Genomic DNA, 20,165 nt, shown 5'->3' on the forward strand with positions numbered 1-20,165 from the left:
TTTAAATATAGAGTAGGGGCTTACTATGGAAGTTTTAGACGGAAGAAAAATAAGTAACGATATAAAAAACGAAATTGCTGCTGAAGTTCAAAAGATGAAAGATCGCGGCGAAAAAGTTCCACATTTAGCAGCTGTTTTGGTTGGAAACGATGGGGCGAGTTTAACTTATGTAGGAAGCAAGGTAAGAGCTTGTGAAAAAATCGGATTTGAGTCTACTTTAGTTAAAATGCCAAGTACTACAAGTGAGGTAGAATTACTAGCAAAGATTAAAGAGTTAAATGAGAACTCAGATATCGATGGATTTATAGTTCAATTACCATTACCACCTCAGATAGATACTCAAAAAGTGCTTTTGGCAGTAGATCCTGATAAGGATGTAGATGGTTTTCATCCAATGAATTTTGGGAAAATGGCGTTAGATATGTCAACTTTTATACCAGCGACACCGTTTGGTATATTAGAGCTATTAGAACGTTATAATGTAGATACTAAAGGAAAGCATACCGTTGTAATTGGAAGAAGTCATATCGTCGGTAGACCCATGAGTATTTTAATGGGTAGAAAGGGTTGGCCTGGTAATTCAACAGTTACGCTTACTCATAGCCATACAAAAAACATTACTCAGATTATTTCTCAAGCTGATATTGTGATCTCCGCTTTAGGGGTTCCTAACTTTTTAAAAGCAGAAATGGTTAAAGATGATGCTGTTATTATTGATGTGGGTATTACCAGAGTTGCGGATGATTCTAGAGAAAAAGGGTATAGAATTGTAGGTGATGTGGATTATGAAAATGTAAGTAAGAAAGCTTCTTATATTACACCTGTTCCTGGTGGTGTAGGACCTATGACAATAGCCATGTTGCTTAAGAACACTTTGTTAGCAAGAGAAAGACATAGAAAATAAGTTTCTTTTTATTGTTTAGGTGTATTTAAATTAAATAGAAACATCATTACATAATAAAAAAGCTCTAGTTCGATTGAACTAGAGCTTTTTTATACCGCTTATTAGGTTGTTTTAGAAAGTTGTTATTTAGTCCAGTTTGTAGAGAACTAAGCAGAAAGGAAAATAAAAGAGGTGCCATAAAAATGGCACCTCTTTTATTTTTACATTTATTATTGGTGATAATAAATTATAATTATGTGTGTTTTTTAATATTTTCCGAACGCACTTGCGTCAATGTTGTCTTGATCTTCTGCATCATTACCATAAAGTGTTCCATTTGGTAATAAGTCAAGAGATAAACTATATGAAGGTACATTCATTCCTTCAGGAGTTTTGATTGTGTTGTAATCTAAGATATCCTGACCTTTTTCGTATAGAGGATTCTTCGTAAATTGTCCTTGTCCTCTTCCTTTAGGAGCATTTGGATCTTCTCTCCAATCTTTTCCATAAGCAATAACACAGTAGTACTCACCTTCAGGAATATTTCTTATGTATTGTGTTTGATTACTATTGATATATACAATTCTGATTGTTTCATCGTCTTTTGCTGTTTTACCCATTTTCACAAGTTTTACAACAACATCTGTATTTTTACCAACTTCTATTTTAAGGTAGTTGTCCAACTTATACTCGAACTTACCTTTAAAGTTAAAGGATTTTGGTGTTGCTCCAGATTTGTATGTTTTCTTTTCCCAGCTTGAGAATTTATTTTCTCTTACTGCTTTAGATGGAGCAGCGGCAGCTCTATTAGAAGAACTTGCATTGCTTCCGTTAGAAGATGTTTTTGATTCTATAGGTGTATAAGCAGTTTCAGTAGAACCAAGAGTTCTTTTGTTTGCTTCTTCTAATGCTTTCTGAGTTTCAGCTAATTCTGCAAGTCTTCTTTGCTCAGCCACACTCTTATTTTTATTAGCGGCAGCAGCGGCAGCGGCAGCAGCCGTTGCTTCCTGTTCTGCTAATCTTTGTAATCTTTCAGCTTCTGCAATAGCTTTTCTCGCAGCTTCGGCAGCAGCTATTTTAGCAGCTTCAGCATCTCTAATTGCTTTTTCTGCGGCAGCTTTAGCAGCTCTTTTCTTAGCTTCTGCAGCTTTAGCAGCTCTTTCAGCTTCAGCAATACTATTATCTTCTGCTAATAACTTGGTAAGTACGAATCCATTACCATTCTTATATTGTACAGTACTCCAATCACCATATCCAGAACTAATAACGTATACTTGAGTTCCTTGTGGTATCTCACCGATAATATCAAAATTCGCTCCAGGTCCAGTTCTTAACTCTAACTTTGCAGTAGACATTAAATAGCGGTCTAATGACTTTATCTGAGCGAAAGTCGAAGAAGTCATCACCAATAACAAAATAAATGTAAAAATTGATTTCATAATCTTTCTGTGTTTACATAATTAAAATTCAAAAATAAAGCAGATTAGGGTCTATAATCTTTGTATTGCTTTTTTTCGGGTTTACTCTATAATATTAAAAAATTTATTCAAATTCATGTTCAAAAATGCGTTCTCAAAAAAGATGCCAAACTTATTTTTCTGACATTTAGAAATTGTTAACGATTTATAGTTTCGTTAAAAATATTTCCAATTTTAAAGAACGTTTTAGCTTGTAAGTTCCTGATTTAAAGCGATTTACACATGTTTTTTTATAGTGTAAGTTTAAACTTGTTAATTAATCACCTGAAATGAAAACTATTAAACTATAAACAAAAGTAAGTTATTAATCTGAAAAACGCAACTAGTTTTCACTTTATTTACATAAAGTTTTACTTTTTTTTTATTCAATTTGTGTTTTTCAACGATTTTTTTGTGTATTACATCTGATTTATATTGATTTTATTGGGCTTGAAGTCGGTTCGTGTTTTTTGTTAGTTCGTGATAATATTTTTTAGGTTTTTTCGAAGATGCGAATGAAGTTAAAAACTTAAATTTTCACAATATTTTAACATAATTAATTATGCTTGCATAGCTTTTTTTTAAATTTGAGTAGATTGAATTTTACTTTTATTAGATTTATTGTTTTGATAATTAAATAGTTATATTTTTTCTACTCTTCGTTTTTATAAAATCGAAAATTGTTTTTGAATTCTTGAAAAGTGGTGTTTCATTTTATCTATTATGGTTTTACCTTGGGGGTATTTTGGAATTTATTTGGCATAATTTTTAGCCATATTTATCTATGGTCAGAAATTGCTGACGGTTTTTTGTGTGTACGATTTTAGTGAGAATTTGATTTTTATTCAGAAGAATTTGTTGTTGTGCAACTAGAATATGCTTAGTGAGTATTCTTTATTAATTCAGGGAATTTTTTCTGAAAACGTTTTAATCTAGGCACGGAAATATTTTGAATATACCTGTTGTAAGGGTTTCTTTTTTCATAATCCTGATGGTATTCTTCTGCTTTCCAAAATTTTTGAAAAGGCATGATTTCTGCAGCAATTTTTCTATTGATACTTTTGCTTAAAAACTCCTTCTTTTTTGTAATAATTTCCTTTTGAGTATCATTTTGATAAAATATAATGGATCGATATTGGGGACCTCTATCAGGGCCTTGACCGTTTATTTGGGTTACATTTTGTGATCCAAAATATACATCTACTAAGGTAGAAAACGAAACTATTTTAGGGTCGTATAGTACTTCAACAGCTTCTGCATGACCGGTCCGCCCTGTATTACTTGATTCATATGTCGGGTTTTCTGTATGTCCTCCGGAATACCCAGAAATAACCTCTTCTACGCCAATTACACTTTCATAAATTGCTTCAACACACCAAAAACATCCACTTGCAAAATAAGCTCGTTCCAATCCATTTATTGGTTCAACTTGAACAGGCGTCATATTTTGTGTTTCTGTATTTGTTAGTGTATTTTTCGTTTGACTAGTTCCTTGGCAGCCAAAAAGTAAAATCGAAATAGTGAGTGTGCTATATAATAATGTCTTCATGATAATAGTTTTTGCTATTAGTAGTCTGAGTTTTGAAAGAAACCTTTCAAGATGCACTTGTAGCAAAATTAATTAGATTCTGAGTAATGAGGTCTTAAAGAAGTTGTAAATAAAGAAGGCTATCATATCGATAGCCTTCTTTATTTAAGTTTTATTGAATTTTTTATCCATTCATGGATATTAGAAATTCGTCGTTATTTCTCGTTTGTTTAAATCGCTCATTAATGAATTCCATCGCTTCGACAGGATTCATGTCTGCTAAATATTTTCTCATTACCCACATTCTTTGAATTGTGCTTTCGTCTAATAAGATGTCATCTCGACGTGTGCTAGAAGAGGTGAGGTCAATTGCAGGGAATATTCTTCTATTAGATATTTTACGATCTAATTGTAATTCCATATTACCAGTACCTTTGAATTCTTCAAAAATAACTTCATCCATTTTAGATCCGGTTTCGGTTAAAGCTGTTGCAATGATTGTTAATGATCCTCCATTCTCAATATTTCTGGCAGCTCCAAAGAATCGTTTTGGTTTGTGCAAAGCATTAGCATCTACACCACCACTTAGAATTTTACCAGAAGCAGGCTGTACTGTGTTATATGCTCTTGCAAGACGTGTAATAGAGTCTAATAATATGACAACATCATGGCCGCATTCTACTAATCTCTTAGCTTTTTCTAGAACGATATTGGCAATTTTGACATGTTCATGAGCTTCTTTATCAAAAGTAGAGGCTATTACTTCTCCTCTTACATTTCTTTGCATGTCTGTTACTTCCTCTGGGCGCTCATCAATCAGTAATATCATTTGATACACTTCAGGGTGATTTGCTGCGATTGCATTAGCAACATCCTTTAGTAACATGGTTTTACCTGTTTTAGGTTGTGATACAATCATACCACGTTGTCCTTTTCCGATAGGTGAGAATAAATCCATGATTCTTGTAGAGATAGTACTTTGCTTCTCTGCAATTTTGAATTTCTCCTGAGGGAAAAGAGGAGTAAGGTGTTCAAAAGATACTCTATCTCTTACTACCTGCGGGTCAAGTCCATTGATTTTGTTTACTTTTATTAAAGGAAAATATTTTTCTCCTTCTTTTGGAGGTCTTACTTGTCCTAAAACGGTATCTCCTGTTTTTAATCCAAAAAGTCTTATTTGAGATTGAGATACGTAAATATCATCAGGAGAAGAAAGGTAGTTGTAATCACTAGATCTTAAAAAACCATATCCATCTTGCATGATGTCCAGAACTCCTTCACTCTGAATAATTGCATCAAATTCATAATCGGGTTCTTTATAGCGATTTCTGTTATCTCTATTTCCATTATCCCTGTTTCCGTTATTTTCTTTTTTATTATTGTTGTTATTACGGTTTTTGTTCTGGGATTTATCGTTATTCCTGTTTCTATTGTCCTTTCTTTCTTCTTTTCGCTCTTCCTTTTTATCCTCTTGTTTTTTGTCCTCTTGCTTTTTCTGAGGTTTTTTGTTTACAACAGGTTGTTTGTTGCTTTGATTTGTGTCTCTTGCTTCTTTTTTAGGAGTAGTGCTTTTTTCCTGAGCGCCTGTTGCTTCTTTTGCAGTAGCTGTATTCGGTGCTTGAGCTTTTTTTGTGCGTGGTCTTTTTTGACGCGCAGCAGGTTTTGGTTTAGCTTTTTCAGTTTTAGCCGAAGTATCTTCTGTAATGACCTCTTTTACCTTATTAGGGTTCGCCGCTTGGTAATCTAATATTTGATATACCAAGTCTAATTTTTTCATGCTGCGAAATTTAGGCACATTTAAACTTTTCGCAATTTCCTGTAGCTCAGGAAGCTTTTTCGCTTTTAATTCAGAAATCTCTAACATTTAAGTTTGTTATATAATTTAAGGTTCTGGTGTTAAATTTTCTAAAGAAGAATTCTAGGAAAATTTTATTAAGAAGGTAAGTAACCTAATTAAGAATGGGTTACATCATTTGTGATGCAAGTATACGACTTTATTTTTGATTTTTTACACATATTTATAAAAAGAAACTCTTATTTTTGCTTTTCCAAAAGAAGAAGGGGTAATGATACAACGAATTCAATCCATATACTTACTATTAGTAGCGTTAATAGCTAGTGTAGTTTCTACATTAGTACCTTACGGATTTGATCAAGATAAAAATGAATTATTAGCAAAAGATAATCTTTTGGTGTTAGGAATGTTTGCTGGATCTGCGGTTTTAGCAGTGGTGAGTATTTTTTTGTTTAAAAATAGACAGCTTCAATTTGTTTTGGGGCGAATCAATATCTTATTAAACTTTATTTTACTAGGAGTATTTGTTTATTGGTCGCTAACATTATCTGGAGAAACATTGGTTTCAGAGAAAGGTATTGGGATGTTACTTCCTATTATTTCTATCGTTTTATTAGTGGTAGCCAATAAGGCTATTAAAAAGGATGAAAATCTCGTAAAATCAGTAGACCGATTACGATAAACCTAAAATCTTAGTAGTATTAGTGCGTTAGAACCCGGAGTATGCCAACTTCGGGTTCTTATTTTTTACCAAGTTCGATTACTTCTAGATTTTCTATTTTATCCTGATCTATAGTAAATCGCAACATTGTTCTTATTTTATGGAAGCCGTGTTTTCCCGCTGCTCCAGGATTCATGTGCAATACTCCGTTTGTTTTATCAGGAATTACCTTTAATATATGAGAGTGACCACATATAAATAAGTCAGGAGGATTGTTTTTTATTTCTTGTCTGGTATTGCTGTTATATTTTGGTGGATAGCCGCCAATATGAGTAATCCATACAGATACTTTTTCGCAATGAAATCGTTGATGTAAAGGAAAGCTTACTCTTGCTTTATCATTATCTATATTTCCATATACCGCTCGAAGCGGTTTTATATTTTCAATTGCATCCGTTACACTTAAGTCTCCTATGTCTCCTGCATGCCAAACTTCGTCAGCTTGTTCTACATAGTGTAAGATCCGATCATCTATATAACTATGAGTGTCACTTAGTAAAAGTATTTTTTTCAAATTGATGTATTGGTTTGGTTTATTATCATATAAATAATCGCAAATATGATCGTAGAATTAATCTCTTTTATATGAAGTATATTTGCCATCATATTAAAAACAAAAATAGAATAAAGCTTTGAGATATTTTTTAGAACTTTCTTATAAAGGAACTTCTTATCATGGTTGGCAAAGACAGCCTAATGCAATTTCTATACAAGAGGTGTTAGAAAGTTCTTTGTCCTTATTATTAAAAGCAAAAATAGAGATTGTTGGAGCAGGAAGAACAGATGCAGGTGTTCATGCAAAACAGATTATGGCGCATTTTGATTATGAAAAGGATATCGATGTAGACCAATTATGTTATAAGCTTAATTCTCTTCTTCCTAAAGATATTGCAATTCAAAAGATATATTTAGTGCAAGAAGAGGTGCATGCTAGGTTCGATGCTATGAGTAGGTCATATGAGTACATTATTACTTTAGAAAAAGATCCTTTTAGTATAAATCATGCTTACTATCTTAAAAAGGATTTGGACATAGATTTAATGAATAAAGCTGCTAAATTACTGTTAAACTATACGAACTTTAAATGTTTTAGTAAGTCCAAAACCGATGTAAAAACGTATAATTGTACTATTACAAATGCTGTTTGGGAAAGAAATGGTAGTTTGTTGATTTTTAAGATTACGGCTAATCGTTTTCTCAGAAATATGGTTAGGGCTGTCGTAGGAACTCTTGTAGAAATAGGAGAACATAAATTAGATCTTGAAGATTTAAAAGAAATTATAAAAAGTGAAAATCGTAGTGAAGCTGGGTATTCTGTACCAGCTCATGGATTATATTTGACAAAAGTAGCATATCCCAATACTATATACTTAACACAATAATGGCAGGAAAAAGCGGAAAAGCATTTGATTTTAAATTATTCAGAAGATTGATAGGGTATACAAACCCTTATCGATTTACCTTTTATTTCGTAGCGCTATCTGCAATATTGTTGTCAGGATTTGCTATACTAAGACCGCTACTGCTGCAAAAAGCGATTGATAAAAGTTTTATTCCTAAAGACGGTAATTTAATCTTGTTTTACATTGGTTTAATGCTAGGAGTATTGCTGTTAGAAGTAGTGTTTCAATTTCTGTTTATTTATTTTGCAAACTGGTTAGGGCAAGAAGTTATAAGAGATATAAGGGTAAAACTTTTTGATCATATGTTGAGTTTTAAAAAACAATATTATGATCAATCTGCTGTGGGAAGATTAGTTACTCGTGCGGTTAGTGATATAGAAACCATAGCAAGTATTTTTAGCCAAGGACTTTTCATGATTATTAGTGATCTGCTTAAAATGTTTGTGATTCTTTGTTTCATGATTTATTACAGTTGGCAACTTACATTAATTGTTCTTGCTGTATTACCTTTTATTGTTTTTGCTACCAGAGTTTTCCAAAGAAAAATGAAAACAGCGTTTGAGGAAGTAAGAACGCAAGTTTCTAATCTTAATTCTTTTGTACAAGAGCGAATAACAGGAATGAAGATTGTTCAGCTTTTTACCAGAGAAGAAATAGAGTATAATAGTTTTAAAGAGATTAATGAAAAGCATAAAAAAGGTTGGATAAAAACTGTGTGGTATAATTCTATCTTTTTCCCAATTGCAGAAATGTCGAGTTCGATTACTACTGGATTGATCGTATGGTATGGAGGTTTAAAAGCTGCACAAGGAGATGTAATTACCTTAGGAGTAGTGATTGCTTTTATAGAACTCTCACAGATGCTTTTTAGACCTCTGAGACAAATTGCAGATAAGTTTAATACACTACAAATGGGTATGGTAGCGGCAAATAGAGTGTTTGCTATTCTAGATACGGAATCTAAGATCAATGATTTTGGACAAATAGAGCTTGAAACGATAAAAGGAGCAATTGATTTTGAAGATGTAAGGTTTAGTTATGTTGAGGACGAAGAGGTTTTAAAAGGAATTTCGTTTTCAGTAAAACCAGGAGAAACCGTAGCGATTGTAGGAGCTACTGGTGCTGGAAAATCTACCATTATCAATTTACTAAATAGGTTTTATGAAATAGATGATGGAGTTGTTTCTATTGATAGCACAAACATTCATGATATTGATTTAAAATCCTTAAGGAATCATATTGCAGTTGTGTTGCAGGATGTGTTTTTATTTGCAGATACTATTTTTAATAATATTACACTAAACAATCCTGATATCACAGAAGAAAGGGTGGTAAAAGCTGCTAAAGAGATAGGAATCCATGATTTTATAAAAAGTCTTCCGAATGGATATCATTATAATGTAAAAGAAAGAGGTGTAATGCTTTCTTCTGGGCAAAGACAATTAATTTCTTTTCTAAGAGCGTATGTAACCAACCCTGGAATTTTAGTGTTGGATGAAGCTACCTCTTCTATAGACTCGCATAGCGAACAACTGATCCAAGATGCTACGGATAAAATTACTCAGGGAAGAACCTCTATAGTAATTGCTCACCGACTAGCTACCATCAAAAATGCAGATAAAATTATTGTAATGGATAGTGGTAAAATTGTAGAGCAAGGAAACCATAACGAACTACTAGAAGTAGAAAATGGGTATTATAAAAACCTCTACGACGTGCAGTTTAGTGAAATGAGGGAGGTTTAATTAAACCGCTTTCTTCTAATATTCCAGAAGCTATTCCTGCGGTAATCGCAATTCCAAACACTATTAAACTTATTAATAGAAATCCAACAAAACCCTTAATTATGACTCTCCAATAACTAATATTATATAAGTTTTTGAACAAGAAGGTTGCATAAATAAGTTGTATTAATAAAAATATAGAACTAGTCTCCTCTACGTAGTCTCCAAAACAAAAAGTAATAATGTAGGGTATAAAAGTAAGTATGGTAATATGAGCTATGAGATACGCATTGATTACGTTGTGTTCTAGAAAATTGTACTTTCTGTATTTTCTAAAGACAAAGCGAGACATGAGTGAAAACAGAGGTATTAAGATAAAATATCCCAAGGTTGGAAATTTTTCTACCGTTTCTTTTAAAAACTCTACTACCTCAGAATTTTTATCACTTTTATCTATTTCGGAAGCAATGTTAAATGCTTTCTCCTTTATAAAACTTAAAAGAGTAGATAGGGTAAGAGATAATAACAGATATGATGGTAAGTTTAAATGCTTTTTTCTAACTCCATTGATATAGTCATTAATAACAATGTGAGGTTTTATTGTTAAGTCCTTAATGGTTTTTATAAGGGTACCATCAATATTTAGATATACTTCTGTTATTTCAGCAATTAAATTTTTATAGGTAATTCTTTTTGTAATCTTTTTAGCTCCGCAGTGAGAGCAAAAGTTTACATTTTCAACATTATATCCGCAGTTCTTGCAATTAGAAACTGTAACAGTTTTATCCATTTATTTCTTAGGTGATTTTTAAATATTTGATGTTTTAAATAGAAGAGCTTCCGTCGATAGGCATTACACCACTTTGTATCATAATAAAAGCAATAACAATGGAGAAAATAACAAATAATATGCTCATGATTACAAAAAACAATAGTGTTTTTAAAATGATCTTTTTCCAACTTAAGTCATATAACTTCTTTAAAACATATGCGATGTAGAATATAGAAGCAGAGAATTGAACCCATAGTACTGGATAAAGATTCTCAATAGTTAAAAGTATAGGCAAGGTTATGAAGCTTATTACCATGGTAATGTGTGAATAAGCGTATAGATGAATAACCAAATGTTCCGTTAGATTATACTTTTTATAATTTAAAAACACTAGCCTAGAGATTAAGGCTAATATCGGAATTGTTAAGAAAGAGGTAACAGATTGGTATTCAAAAGAAATATCAGATGCTATTTTACTTACTTCTAGTTGTTCTTCGGAGACCATTGTTTTCGCAAAGATATCCTCCATGTATTTTTTTAGAATAAATGTATATAAACTTGCTATGGTAAGAGAAATTGCAAAATAACTAAAAACGTTTATATACCTTTTTCTAAGTCCATTAATAAAACCATCAATTACATCCTTTGGTTTTGTGAAAAGATGAACGAATGTTCTAATAAAAGAATTATCTAAGTTTAAAAAACGATCACTAAATTCCTGAGTTAAATTTTTAAAAGTAATTCGCTTCGTAATTTTTTTAGCACCACATTCTGGACAAAAGGGAAAGTTGGCAATTTCGAAGCCACAGTTCTTACAATATTTAAGGTTACTAAGTTTATTGTCCATCTATTGTAGATCTTTCTTTATTTTTTCAATCAATTCTTCTGGTGTTTTAAAGATGACAAATTCACCATTTTTTATATAAGATATCTGACCAGTTTCTTCACTTACAATAATAGCTAATCCATCGGTTTTTTCGGTAATTCCTATGGCAGCACGGTGTCTTAATCCAAATCGTAAAGGGATGTCTCTGTCGTTTGAAACTGGTAATATTACTCGAGTAGCAACAATTCTATTGTCTTCAATTATCATAGCTCCATCATGTAATGGACTATTTTTATAAAAAATGCTTTCTATTATTGGTGTTTTAACCAATATGTCGAGTTCATCGCCTGTGTTTTTAACAAAGTCTAATGCGGTATTTCTTTTAATTACAATCAATGCTCCCGTAAAGGTATCTCCCATTTTCTGACAGGCTCTCACAATAGCACCCACATCAGTTACACTATCTTCTGGAGTGTCTCTAATGAATTTTAATTGTCGCAAAAATTTTCTTCTTCTACCAAAGTTTGTAGATCCAATCATAAGAAGAAATTTTCTAATCTCTTGCTGAAAAACAACAATCAACGCAAACATCCCTACGCCAATAAACTCGCCTAAAACACTACTAAGCATCTCCATTGCTAGAAACTGAGTCAGCTTCCAGACAAGATAGATCATTACGATTCCTATAAAAATATTGATAGCGGCAGTACCTTTAACCAATTTATACATATAGTAGAGTAGCAGTGCTACCAACACGATATCTAGGATATCTAATATTCTAACATTGATTAAATCCAAAGGCGGTCTTTTTGTAAAAATAGAAAAATTAGCGAAACTCTGTTTCAGATCTTTTATTCAAAATGATTAATCTGTAAAATTATTGTATTTGTTTACTAGATTTACACATTCCATAGCTTCTTTTACATCATGAACTCTTAATATAGAAGCTCCTTTTAACAAAGCAATAGTATTGAGAGAAGTAGTTCCATTCAGCGATTCAGAAGGAGTGCTATTCAGAGTTTTATATATCATCGATTTTCGAGAGACACCCGCTAGGATGGGAAGTTCTTGTAGCTGTAGTAGTTCTAATTTATTCAGCAGTTCAAAGTTCTGATCAATATCTTTAGCAAATCCAAAGCCAGGATCTATAATAATATCGTTGATACCCGCTAGTCTTGCTTCTGCTACTTTTTGAGAAAAATAAAACTGAACTTCTTTCACCAAATCCGAATATTGATTTAGTGATTTCATGGTTTGTGGGGTGCCCTTCATATGCATCATAATGTACGGGACTTTTAATTGACCTACAATGCCAATCATATCCCTATCAAGATTGCCCGCTGAGATATCATTTATAATTGCCGCTCCAGCATCAATACATTTTGTGGCGATACTACTTCTAAAAGTGTCAATGGATAAAATGGCATTTGGAAATTTAGAAAGAATTAAAGTTACAATAGGTAAGACTCTTTTCTCTTCTTCATCAACAGAAATATGAGCTGCTCCTGGTCTGGAAGAATAAGCTCCAAGATCAATAAATGTAGCTCCTTCTTGCAGCATTTTTTCTACCTGCAATAAGATTTGTGATTCATCTTTATATTTTCCTCCGTCATAAAAAGAATCTGGAGTTAGGTTTAAAATTCCCATTACCTTCGGGGAACTGAGATCAATTAAAGACCCTTTGCAATTGATAGTCATAGAAAGGTTTATGCTATATTTTTAATGTTTATTTGGTATAATTGCCATATTAAAGCGAAATTTACGCAAAATTCAACAGTTATATGCAAGATACGTCTACCCAATATGACGCAATAATCACCAAATGTCGTGATTTATTTACTAAGAAAATGAAAGATTATGGAAGTGCCTGGAGAATCTTAAGATTACCATCACTTACAGATCAAATTTTTATAAAAGCACAACGAATTCGTGGGCTACAGGAAAATAAAGAAAGAAAGGTAGATGAGGGAGAAGTTTCTGAGTTTATTGGGATCATTAATTATAGCTTAATGGCTTTGATTCAATTAGAAAAGGGAGTGGTAGATCAGCCGGATTTATCTGTAGATTTGGCGACAGAATTATATGATAAGCATATCAATATTACTAAAACATTGATGATGAATAAGAATCATGATTATGGCGAGGCTTGGCGTGATATGAGAGTAAGTTCTCTTACCGATCTAATCTTACAAAAACTATTAAGAGTAAAACAAATCGAAGATAATAAAGGTAAAACTTTAGTAAGTGAAGGGATCGATGCAAATTATCAGGATATGATTAATTACGCCGTATTTGCGATGATTCATTTGGGTGAAGCAAATTAATTTTTGATTTTATAAAATACTGTTAAACTAAAAATAACAAGATATAAACCCTTTATCTTGTTCGCGATAACTTATAATCTCCATATTAAAGATGAAAATACTAGTTGGTTTTTCCAGAATATTTGTAGCAGCACTTTTCTTATTTTCAGGATTTATTAAGCTAAATGACCCACTTGGGTTCTCTTATAAATTGCAAGAATATTTCAGTGAAGGCGTTTTAAATATGGAGTTTTTGATTCCGATTGCATTATTGCTAGCAGTGTTTCTATGTATTTTTGAAATTATCGTCGGAATCACCTTATTGTTAGGATATTTACCAAAGTTTACGGTATGGTCTCTATTAGGCATGATCGTTTTCTTTACATTTCTTACGTTCTATTCAGCTTATTTTAATAAGGTAACAGATTGTGGGTGTTTTGGAGATGCACTTCCATTAACTCCTTGGGAATCGTTTACAAAAGATGTGATTCTCTTAGTGTTCATTCTTATTTTGTTTTTCGGAAGAAAATATATTACACCTATTCTTCCAGAGAATTCACATAAGTGGATCGTATTTGTATCCTTTACAGCTTGTTTGGCATTCTCTTATCATGTACTAATGCATTTACCAACTTTCGATTTTAGAGCGTATAAAATTGGAACTAATATAGAAGAAGGAATGTCAGTGCCCGAAGGAGCTCCTGAAGCAGAATTTGAATATTCGTGGAAGTTTGATGTAAATGGAAAAGAAGAAATTATCAAAACTAGCGGAGAATATCCTCAGGTAGATGGCAAATATATTGGGGTAGAAACTAAAATGATCGAGGAGGGATACATTCCACCAATTCATGATTTTGCGATAGAAAAAGATGGAAATGATTACACCGCCGAGTTTTTAGAAAAGGAAAATGTGGTTCTTATCGTAATGTATAATCTTTCCAAGAGTGAAGGAGAAGGAATGAGTGTTATCAAGGGATTAACAGATAAAGCAATGGCTCAAGGGTATGATGTGATAGGGCTTACAGCCTCATCTCCTGAAGCAGTAGCACAGAAAAAAGAAACCTATAATCTTAATTTCGATTTTTATAGTACCGATGAGACAGCGCTTAAAACAATTCTAAGATCCAATCCTGGAATTGTGAAGTTGAATAAGGGAACCATTACCGAAAAACTACATTGGAATGATGCCGATCAGCTGATTTTAGATAAAGTAACACCTTCCAGGCCTAGAATAAATGCAGAACTAAAGTCTAAATTAGATAGTATTGCTAAACTAGATCAGAAGTTTAGAAAATTAATGCAAGCTAAAACAGTTGAAGAACGAGATAGTATTGCGAAGTTGGTAGGAGCTACTGAGGAAGAAGCTTTGAGTGATTATTGGTTCCAACAAAATAAAATTGATTCTTCGAATACAGTATATATAGAGCAGGTATTTAAGCAATATGGGTATCCTGGTAAATCTCTTGTAGGCGAACCTACAAATAAAGCTGCTTGGTATGTAATTCAACATTCTGATAGAATAGATAAATACCTTCCTTTAATTAAAGAAGCTGGAGAAAAAGAAGAAATTCCTTTTAGACTTGTAGCAATGATGGAAGACCGATATTTGATGGGTAAAGGAGAAGAGCAAGTATATGGTACACAAGGAATGACATTTAATTCTGATACCAATAAACCAATTGATATTATCTGGCCCATAAAAGATGCGGAAAATGTGAATGAAAGAAGAGTAAAAGCAGGATATAATACTACCATTGAAGAGTACGCCAAGCTTTTGTATGGCGATACTTTCGAATATAAAGTTTATACCTTAGAAGAGGTAGAGCAATTAAAGCAAAAGTCAAACTAATATGATTTCCTACTTCTATAAATTAGGGTATGCATTACTTACTTTATTAGGAGTGATAACAGTAATCTTTCTTTTATTTACAATTCTTCCTGGTGATCCTGCTCAGATGATGATGGGGCAAAACGAAAATCAGGAGCAGTTAGATATTATCAATAAGAAATATGGCTTTGATTTGCCATTGACAACACAATATCGATACTATCTAAATGATCTGTCTCCCATTTCTTTTCATAGTACTCAAAAGGATGACTTTTCCTATTTCGATACAAAAAAGTATGTTGGAACATCTTTATTAAACATCGGTAATGTACATATGGTTTTGAAATACCCCTATTTAAGAGAGTCTTTTCAGAAAAACGGAAAGAAGGTAAGTCAGGTGATTAAAGAAACCTTACCTAATACAGTGGTTTTAGCTGTTTCTGCAATTTTTATAGCTATTTTATTGGGGATTACTATGGGTATTATTAGTGCATTGACCAAAGATCAATGGCCAGATCGATTATTGCAATTGATTAGTACCATCGGTATGAGTGTTCCTTCTTTTTTTAGTGCTATAATTTTTGCTTGGTTGTTTGGTTATGTATTACATGAATACACCAATTTAAACATGACAGGTAGTTTGTATGAGGTAGATGATTTTGGAGAAGGAACATATATTCAATGGAAAAACTTACTATTACCAGCAATCGTATTGGGAGTTCGTCCACTGGCAGTAGTGACTCAATTAATGAGGAATTCTTTATTAGAAGTAATGAGTCAGGATTATATAAGAACCGCTAAAGCAAAAGGTTTGTCTCTATTTCAGATTATCCGCAGACATGCATTGAAGAATGCATTAAATCCTGTAGTGACCGCCATCTCTGGATGGTTTGCATCCATGTTAGCAGGAGCTGTTTTTGTAGAATATATTTTTGGATGGAATGGACTAGGGAAAGAAATTGTAGATGCCCTAAATACTTCGGATCTTCCAATAATTATGGGTTCGGTTATTGTAATTTCTTCTGTATTCATTCTAATCAATATATTTGTAGACGTTATCTATAAATGGTTAGATCCCAGAATTAGAGCATAACGATAGTGTTAAAAATGTAACCAAATAAAAACCACACAAATAAATTAAAATTAATGAGAGCAAAAATTGTAGCAGGAAACTGGAAAATGAATAAAAACCTTGCCGATACTGGAGTTTTACTTTCTGAGTTAAAAGAAAAACTAAACACATCAACAGAAGCCCAAGTAATAGTGGCACCAACTTTCACCAATCTGTATTATGCTTTTGAAGAATTAAAAGGATCCAATATTGGGGTGGCAGCACAAAATATGCATCAGGCAGAAAGTGGAGCCTTTACTGGAGAGATTTCTGCAGATATGTTAAGTAGTATTGGTGTAAAAACCGTTATTTTAGGTCATAGCGAAAGAAGAGCGTATTTTGGAGAAACGGATGAATTGTTGGCTGAAAAAGTTGCAACTGCTTTAAAACATGGTATGACAATTATATTTTGTTTTGGAGAAGAATTAGAAGAACGTAAAAGTGATAATCATTTTAATGTTGTCGAAAGTCAGTTAAAGAATGCATTATTTAAGTTGGATAGTGAAGCTTGGAAACAAATAGTATTAGCATACGAACCCGTTTGGGCAATCGGAACAGGTGAAACTGCAAGTCCAGAACAAGCACAAGAAATGCATGCATTTATACGTAAAACAATTGCAGAAGCATATACAGCAGAGATTGCAGAAGAAGTTTCTATATTATACGGTGGTAGTGTGAAACCAAATAATGCCAAAGAAATTTTTGCTAAACCAGATGTTGATGGTGGTTTAATAGGAGGAGCTTCTTTAGATGCAGAAAGTTTCTCTGCGATTGCAACTTCTTTTTAAACACTAGATATTATTATAAAACAGAAAGGTATTCGCTAAAACGAATGCCTTTTTTGTTGAACAAAAGATTAACTTTGCGCTTTAATTTTTAGCATATGACAGTACCGATATATATAGGATATTACTTTACCATACAACCATTACAACCAGCTACAGAGATTCTGATTGCAGAGTTAGGTTATGCAGGTTTTGAAAGTTTTGTGGAAACAGAAACTGGAGTGGAAGCATTTATTCAAAAACCAGAGTGGAATGAGCATATTTTAGACAACATCCATATTCTAAATTCGGATGAATTCGAGATTACTTATACAACCAAAGAAATAGAACAGGTAAATTGGAATAAAGAATGGGAAAAGAATTTTAATCCTATTGTAGTGGATGATATTTGTGGTGTTAGAGCTCCTTTTCATGAAAAGTCGGATGTGATGTATGATATCGTGATAGAACCTAAAATGTCATTTGGAACAGGGCATCATGAGACTACACATATGATGATCCAACATTTACTGAAAGCTGATTTAGAAAATCAAAAAGTGTTGGATATGGGTTGTGGTACAGGTGTTTTGGCTATTTTAGCAGAGATGCGTGGTGCACAACCTATCGATGCAATTGATATTGATAATTGGTGCTATTTGAACACTGTAGAAAATGTAGAGCGTAATCAGTGCAAACACATTACAGCATATGAAGGTGACGTTTCCTTGTTAGAAGATAAAAAATATGACGTAGTGATCGCTAATATTAATAGAAACATATTGTTGAAAGATATTTCTATATATGCAAAAACACTAAAATCCAACGGACAACTTTTTTTAAGCGGTTTTTATAGCGAAGATTTAGAGCTAATTACTAAAGAATGCAATGCTAATAATTTAGAGTTTGTAAATAGTTTGGATAGAAACAATTGGGTAGCAGCTTGTTACAAGTTAAAATAATCTAATATACGATTCGTTTTTCTGTATGAAATAGTATATTTGTATAAAAATAAGGAGATGAGCACACAAGAAAAGGTTTTAGAAGAAGTTTTAGAAAAAACCACAGAACAAAATAATAATGAAATTGTTCTCTATAATGATGATGTAAATACTTTTGATCATGTTATAGAGACTCTGATTTATACGTGTGAGCATACTCCGGTTCAGGCAGAACAATGTGCGATGTTGGTACATTATAAAGGAAAATGCACGGTAAAAACTGGTGCTTATGAAGAATTAGTGCCCAGATGTTCGAAGCTGCTTCAGGCTGGTTTAAGTGCAGAAATTGTTTAACAAAAATATTTATAAAGAAACGCTCAATATATTTTTAATATTGAGCGTTTTTTTGTTTGAAATTAAAATTTTGTTGGAGTAAATTATAACTCCTTCTTTAATATTAGCTAGTTAAAATAGAAGCCTTGCTGAAGAGTTTAATAGTAATGATATTGCAGCATTGAATTATCTATACTAAGATCTTATTACCTTTTTTGGTCTGATAATCAGAGTGTAAAAATTATGAAAACCCAACTTCGGTTGGTTTTTTTATGCTTATTATGTGTTCGGTCCTTAAGCTAATTGAAAAAAGAATGATGGTGTACTCTTAAGTTTTTTTGCAAAAAGTCATCAATAAATAGATGTTAATAAATTTTTAACATTATTTAGTTAAAAATTTATGACATGTAGGAAAAAACCTTCCAATTGTTATAAGTGTGATTTTTGTTTACATTTATTTAACATCGTTCGAAATATCATTGTTGCGTCCTTAGTTTTGTTAATTTATTGTAAAATTTCAAGTGCACTTCATCGGTTATATTGTGTGAATTAAAGACGAGGTTTTGTTAGATTTTTCGCAACTTTGTTGCATTTAATTTATCCTTTTTAAGTATTGATAGAGAATAGTTTAAGGAATTAACTGATATATCCAAAAAATTATCATATCTTCAACCCGCTTTAAATTTAAAAAGATTCAAAGCTTGTTAAATTAATAGCAATAAAATAGGTTTACTTATGAGAATCTATTTTAGAAAAAAGTAACTACACAAACTCAACTTTTTTAAAATGAAAAAAATCAAAGTATTAGCGCTTTGCGCTATCGCGGCTGGTGTAATCACATCTTGCCAAAAAGACGAAATTAATAACGATCTTCAACCAGAATCAATAGAGCTTAGTAAAGATCTTCAAGACAAGATGTTAGCTGCAGGTGTTAACCCTGGTGACGCTTATATCAAAGATTTAGTTAATCCATTGACCGGAGAATCCCAAAGAGTGGTGACTTCTGGTGATATTACGTTGTTTGAAGATATTCTTAAATCTGGAGGTTATGCATTAGGAGATACTGAAGATGGTAACAAGCAATATAGAACAAACAACTTAGTTTCTTCTGGAAACAGAACTATTGATATTCTTGGTTATACTGGTTCTTGTTGTGCTTTATCAAGTAGAATGCAAACGGGTCTTCAATGGGCAGTAAATAACTATAATAGAATCAATACTACATTAAATTTCAGATTAACATTTGGAACGAATTTCCAAGCCGCTGATATGGTAGTATATGATAATGGACAAGGTGGACAAGGTGGTTCTGCAGGATTCCCAGAAGGAGGTAGACCATTCAAGTTTATCCAGATTTTAAGTGGTATGGCTAGCGCAAGTAATAACGTTAATGAGCACGTTATTGGACACGAAATAGGACACGCTTTAGGTTTCAGACACACAGACTACGCTCGTAGAAGATGTGGTGGAGCTAATGAAGGAACTGCTGGAGTTGGTGCAATCAATATCCCAGGAACGCCTTCTGCTAACCAGTGGGGACAGAGTGGTTTAGACTCTGGTTCTTTAATGATTTCTTGTTTCGACGGAAGCGAGGATGGAGAATTTTCTAACTTCGATATCGTAGCATTAGAATTCTTGTACTAAAAAAAATAATCCTATCGTGTATAGGTATATATAAAAAAGCTTTGAATCCATAATGTAGAAACCATCTCAATACTGTTGAGGTGGTTTTTTTATTCTAGGAGGGTTAATATCCCAAGGCTTGACTCGCAAGTAAAA

19 protein-coding genes are annotated in these 20,165 nt (G+C 32.6%); 11 read left to right on the plus strand and 8 right to left on the minus strand.

Annotation, left to right across the window (positions count from 1 at the left end):
• The first annotated feature begins 25 nt into the window (after positions 1-25).
• Entirely contained in the window at positions 26-904 is an 879-nt protein-coding gene (locus ACWNT5_RS07780; protein WP_456517029.1) for a bifunctional 5,10-methylenetetrahydrofolate dehydrogenase/5,10-methenyltetrahydrofolate cyclohydrolase, read from the plus strand.
• A gap of 245 nt (positions 905-1,149) precedes the next feature.
• On the opposite strand, the gene ACWNT5_RS07785 is transcribed toward ACWNT5_RS07780, so the two are convergent.
• The 3 genes from ACWNT5_RS07785 to rho form a co-directional block, all read right to left on the minus strand.
• Positions 1,150-2,322, minus strand: coding sequence for an SH3 domain-containing protein (locus tag ACWNT5_RS07785; protein ID WP_299608281.1), 1,173 nt, complete (start codon positions 2,320-2,322; stop codon positions 1,150-1,152).
• 898 nt (positions 2,323-3,220) lie between these two features.
• Positions 3,221-3,889: a peptide-methionine (S)-S-oxide reductase MsrA gene (msrA, locus tag ACWNT5_RS07790; protein WP_299608279.1), complete on the minus strand. Its 669-nt coding sequence runs from the start codon at positions 3,887-3,889 to the stop codon at positions 3,221-3,223.
• A gap of 163 nt (positions 3,890-4,052) precedes the next feature.
• A complete protein-coding gene (rho, locus tag ACWNT5_RS07795) occupies positions 4,053-5,732 on the minus strand; it encodes a transcription termination factor Rho (RefSeq protein WP_456517030.1) in 1,680 nt (559 codons plus the stop codon).
• A gap of 202 nt (positions 5,733-5,934) precedes the next feature.
• On the opposite strand from rho, the gene ACWNT5_RS07800 reads away from it, so the two are divergent.
• Positions 5,935-6,345, plus strand: coding sequence for a DUF4293 domain-containing protein (locus ACWNT5_RS07800; RefSeq protein WP_299608274.1), 411 nt, complete (start codon positions 5,935-5,937; stop codon positions 6,343-6,345).
• Positions 6,346-6,403: 58 nt separating this feature from the next.
• Here the strand turns inward: ACWNT5_RS07800 and ACWNT5_RS07805 are convergent, their stop codons facing one another.
• Positions 6,404-6,898, minus strand: a complete 495-nt coding sequence (locus tag ACWNT5_RS07805) for a metallophosphoesterase family protein (protein ID WP_456517031.1) — start codon at positions 6,896-6,898, stop codon at positions 6,404-6,406.
• 118 nt (positions 6,899-7,016) lie between these two features.
• On the opposite strand from ACWNT5_RS07805, the gene truA reads away from it, so the two are divergent.
• Positions 7,017-7,766, plus strand: a complete 750-nt coding sequence (truA, locus tag ACWNT5_RS07810; RefSeq protein ID WP_299608270.1) for a tRNA pseudouridine(38-40) synthase TruA — start codon at positions 7,017-7,019, stop codon at positions 7,764-7,766.
• Positions 7,766-9,532, plus strand: coding sequence for an ABC transporter ATP-binding protein (locus ACWNT5_RS07815; RefSeq protein ID WP_299608268.1), 1,767 nt, complete (start codon positions 7,766-7,768; stop codon positions 9,530-9,532). The genes truA and ACWNT5_RS07815 overlap by 1 nt, the downstream gene beginning before the upstream one ends.
• On the opposite strand, the gene ACWNT5_RS07820 is transcribed toward ACWNT5_RS07815, so the two are convergent.
• The 4 genes from ACWNT5_RS07820 to folP all read right to left on the minus strand — a co-directional run bounded on the left by ACWNT5_RS07820 (position 9,510) and on the right by folP (position 12,807).
• Positions 9,510-10,301, minus strand: a complete 792-nt coding sequence (locus ACWNT5_RS07820; RefSeq protein WP_456517032.1) for a DUF3667 domain-containing protein — start codon at positions 10,299-10,301, stop codon at positions 9,510-9,512. The genes ACWNT5_RS07815 and ACWNT5_RS07820 overlap by 23 nt on opposite strands.
• A 34-nt stretch (positions 10,302-10,335) precedes the next feature.
• Entirely contained in the window at positions 10,336-11,130 is a 795-nt protein-coding gene (locus ACWNT5_RS07825; protein WP_456517033.1) for a DUF3667 domain-containing protein, read from the minus strand.
• Positions 11,131-11,907 carry a diadenylate cyclase CdaA gene (gene cdaA, locus ACWNT5_RS07830; RefSeq protein ID WP_299608262.1) on the minus strand — a complete coding sequence of 259 codons (777 nt, stop codon included), beginning with the start codon at positions 11,905-11,907 and terminating at the stop codon, positions 11,131-11,133.
• Positions 11,908-11,973: 66 nt separating this feature from the next.
• The gene (gene folP / locus ACWNT5_RS07835; RefSeq protein ID WP_456517034.1) at positions 11,974-12,807 is read right to left on the minus strand and encodes a dihydropteroate synthase; all 834 of its coding nucleotides are present in this window, start codon (positions 12,805-12,807) and stop codon (positions 11,974-11,976) included.
• 83 nt (positions 12,808-12,890) lie between these two features.
• On the opposite strand from folP, the gene ACWNT5_RS07840 reads away from it, so the two are divergent.
• The 7 genes from ACWNT5_RS07840 to ACWNT5_RS07870 all read left to right on the plus strand — a co-directional run bounded on the left by ACWNT5_RS07840 (position 12,891) and on the right by ACWNT5_RS07870 (position 20,030).
• Positions 12,891-13,433 (plus strand): DUF1599 domain-containing protein, encoded by a 543-nt coding sequence (locus tag ACWNT5_RS07840; protein ID WP_456517035.1) that lies wholly within the window; start codon positions 12,891-12,893, stop codon positions 13,431-13,433.
• Positions 13,434-13,524: 91 nt separating this feature from the next.
• Positions 13,525-15,261 (plus strand): BT_3928 family protein, encoded by a 1,737-nt coding sequence (locus tag ACWNT5_RS07845; RefSeq protein ID WP_456517036.1) that lies wholly within the window; start codon positions 13,525-13,527, stop codon positions 15,259-15,261.
• Position 15,262: 1 nt separating this feature from the next.
• Positions 15,263-16,333: an ABC transporter permease gene (locus ACWNT5_RS07850; RefSeq protein WP_456517037.1), complete on the plus strand. Its 1,071-nt coding sequence runs from the start codon at positions 15,263-15,265 to the stop codon at positions 16,331-16,333.
• Between the two features lie 53 nt (positions 16,334-16,386).
• Complete coding sequence (tpiA, locus tag ACWNT5_RS07855; RefSeq protein WP_299608251.1) at positions 16,387-17,139, plus strand: triose-phosphate isomerase; 753 nt, start codon at positions 16,387-16,389, stop codon at positions 17,137-17,139.
• 95 nt (positions 17,140-17,234) lie between these two features.
• Positions 17,235-18,074, plus strand: a complete 840-nt coding sequence (prmA, locus tag ACWNT5_RS07860) for a 50S ribosomal protein L11 methyltransferase (protein WP_456517038.1) — start codon at positions 17,235-17,237, stop codon at positions 18,072-18,074.
• Between the two features lie 57 nt (positions 18,075-18,131).
• Positions 18,132-18,407, plus strand: a complete 276-nt coding sequence (locus tag ACWNT5_RS07865) for an ATP-dependent Clp protease adaptor ClpS (RefSeq protein ID WP_299608246.1) — start codon at positions 18,132-18,134, stop codon at positions 18,405-18,407.
• A gap of 765 nt (positions 18,408-19,172) precedes the next feature.
• The gene (locus ACWNT5_RS07870; RefSeq protein WP_299608244.1) at positions 19,173-20,030 is read left to right on the plus strand and encodes a M57 family metalloprotease; all 858 of its coding nucleotides are present in this window, start codon (positions 19,173-19,175) and stop codon (positions 20,028-20,030) included.
• Positions 20,031-20,165 lie beyond the last annotated feature (135 nt).

The organism is Aquimarina sp. 433 (assembly GCF_054054605.1).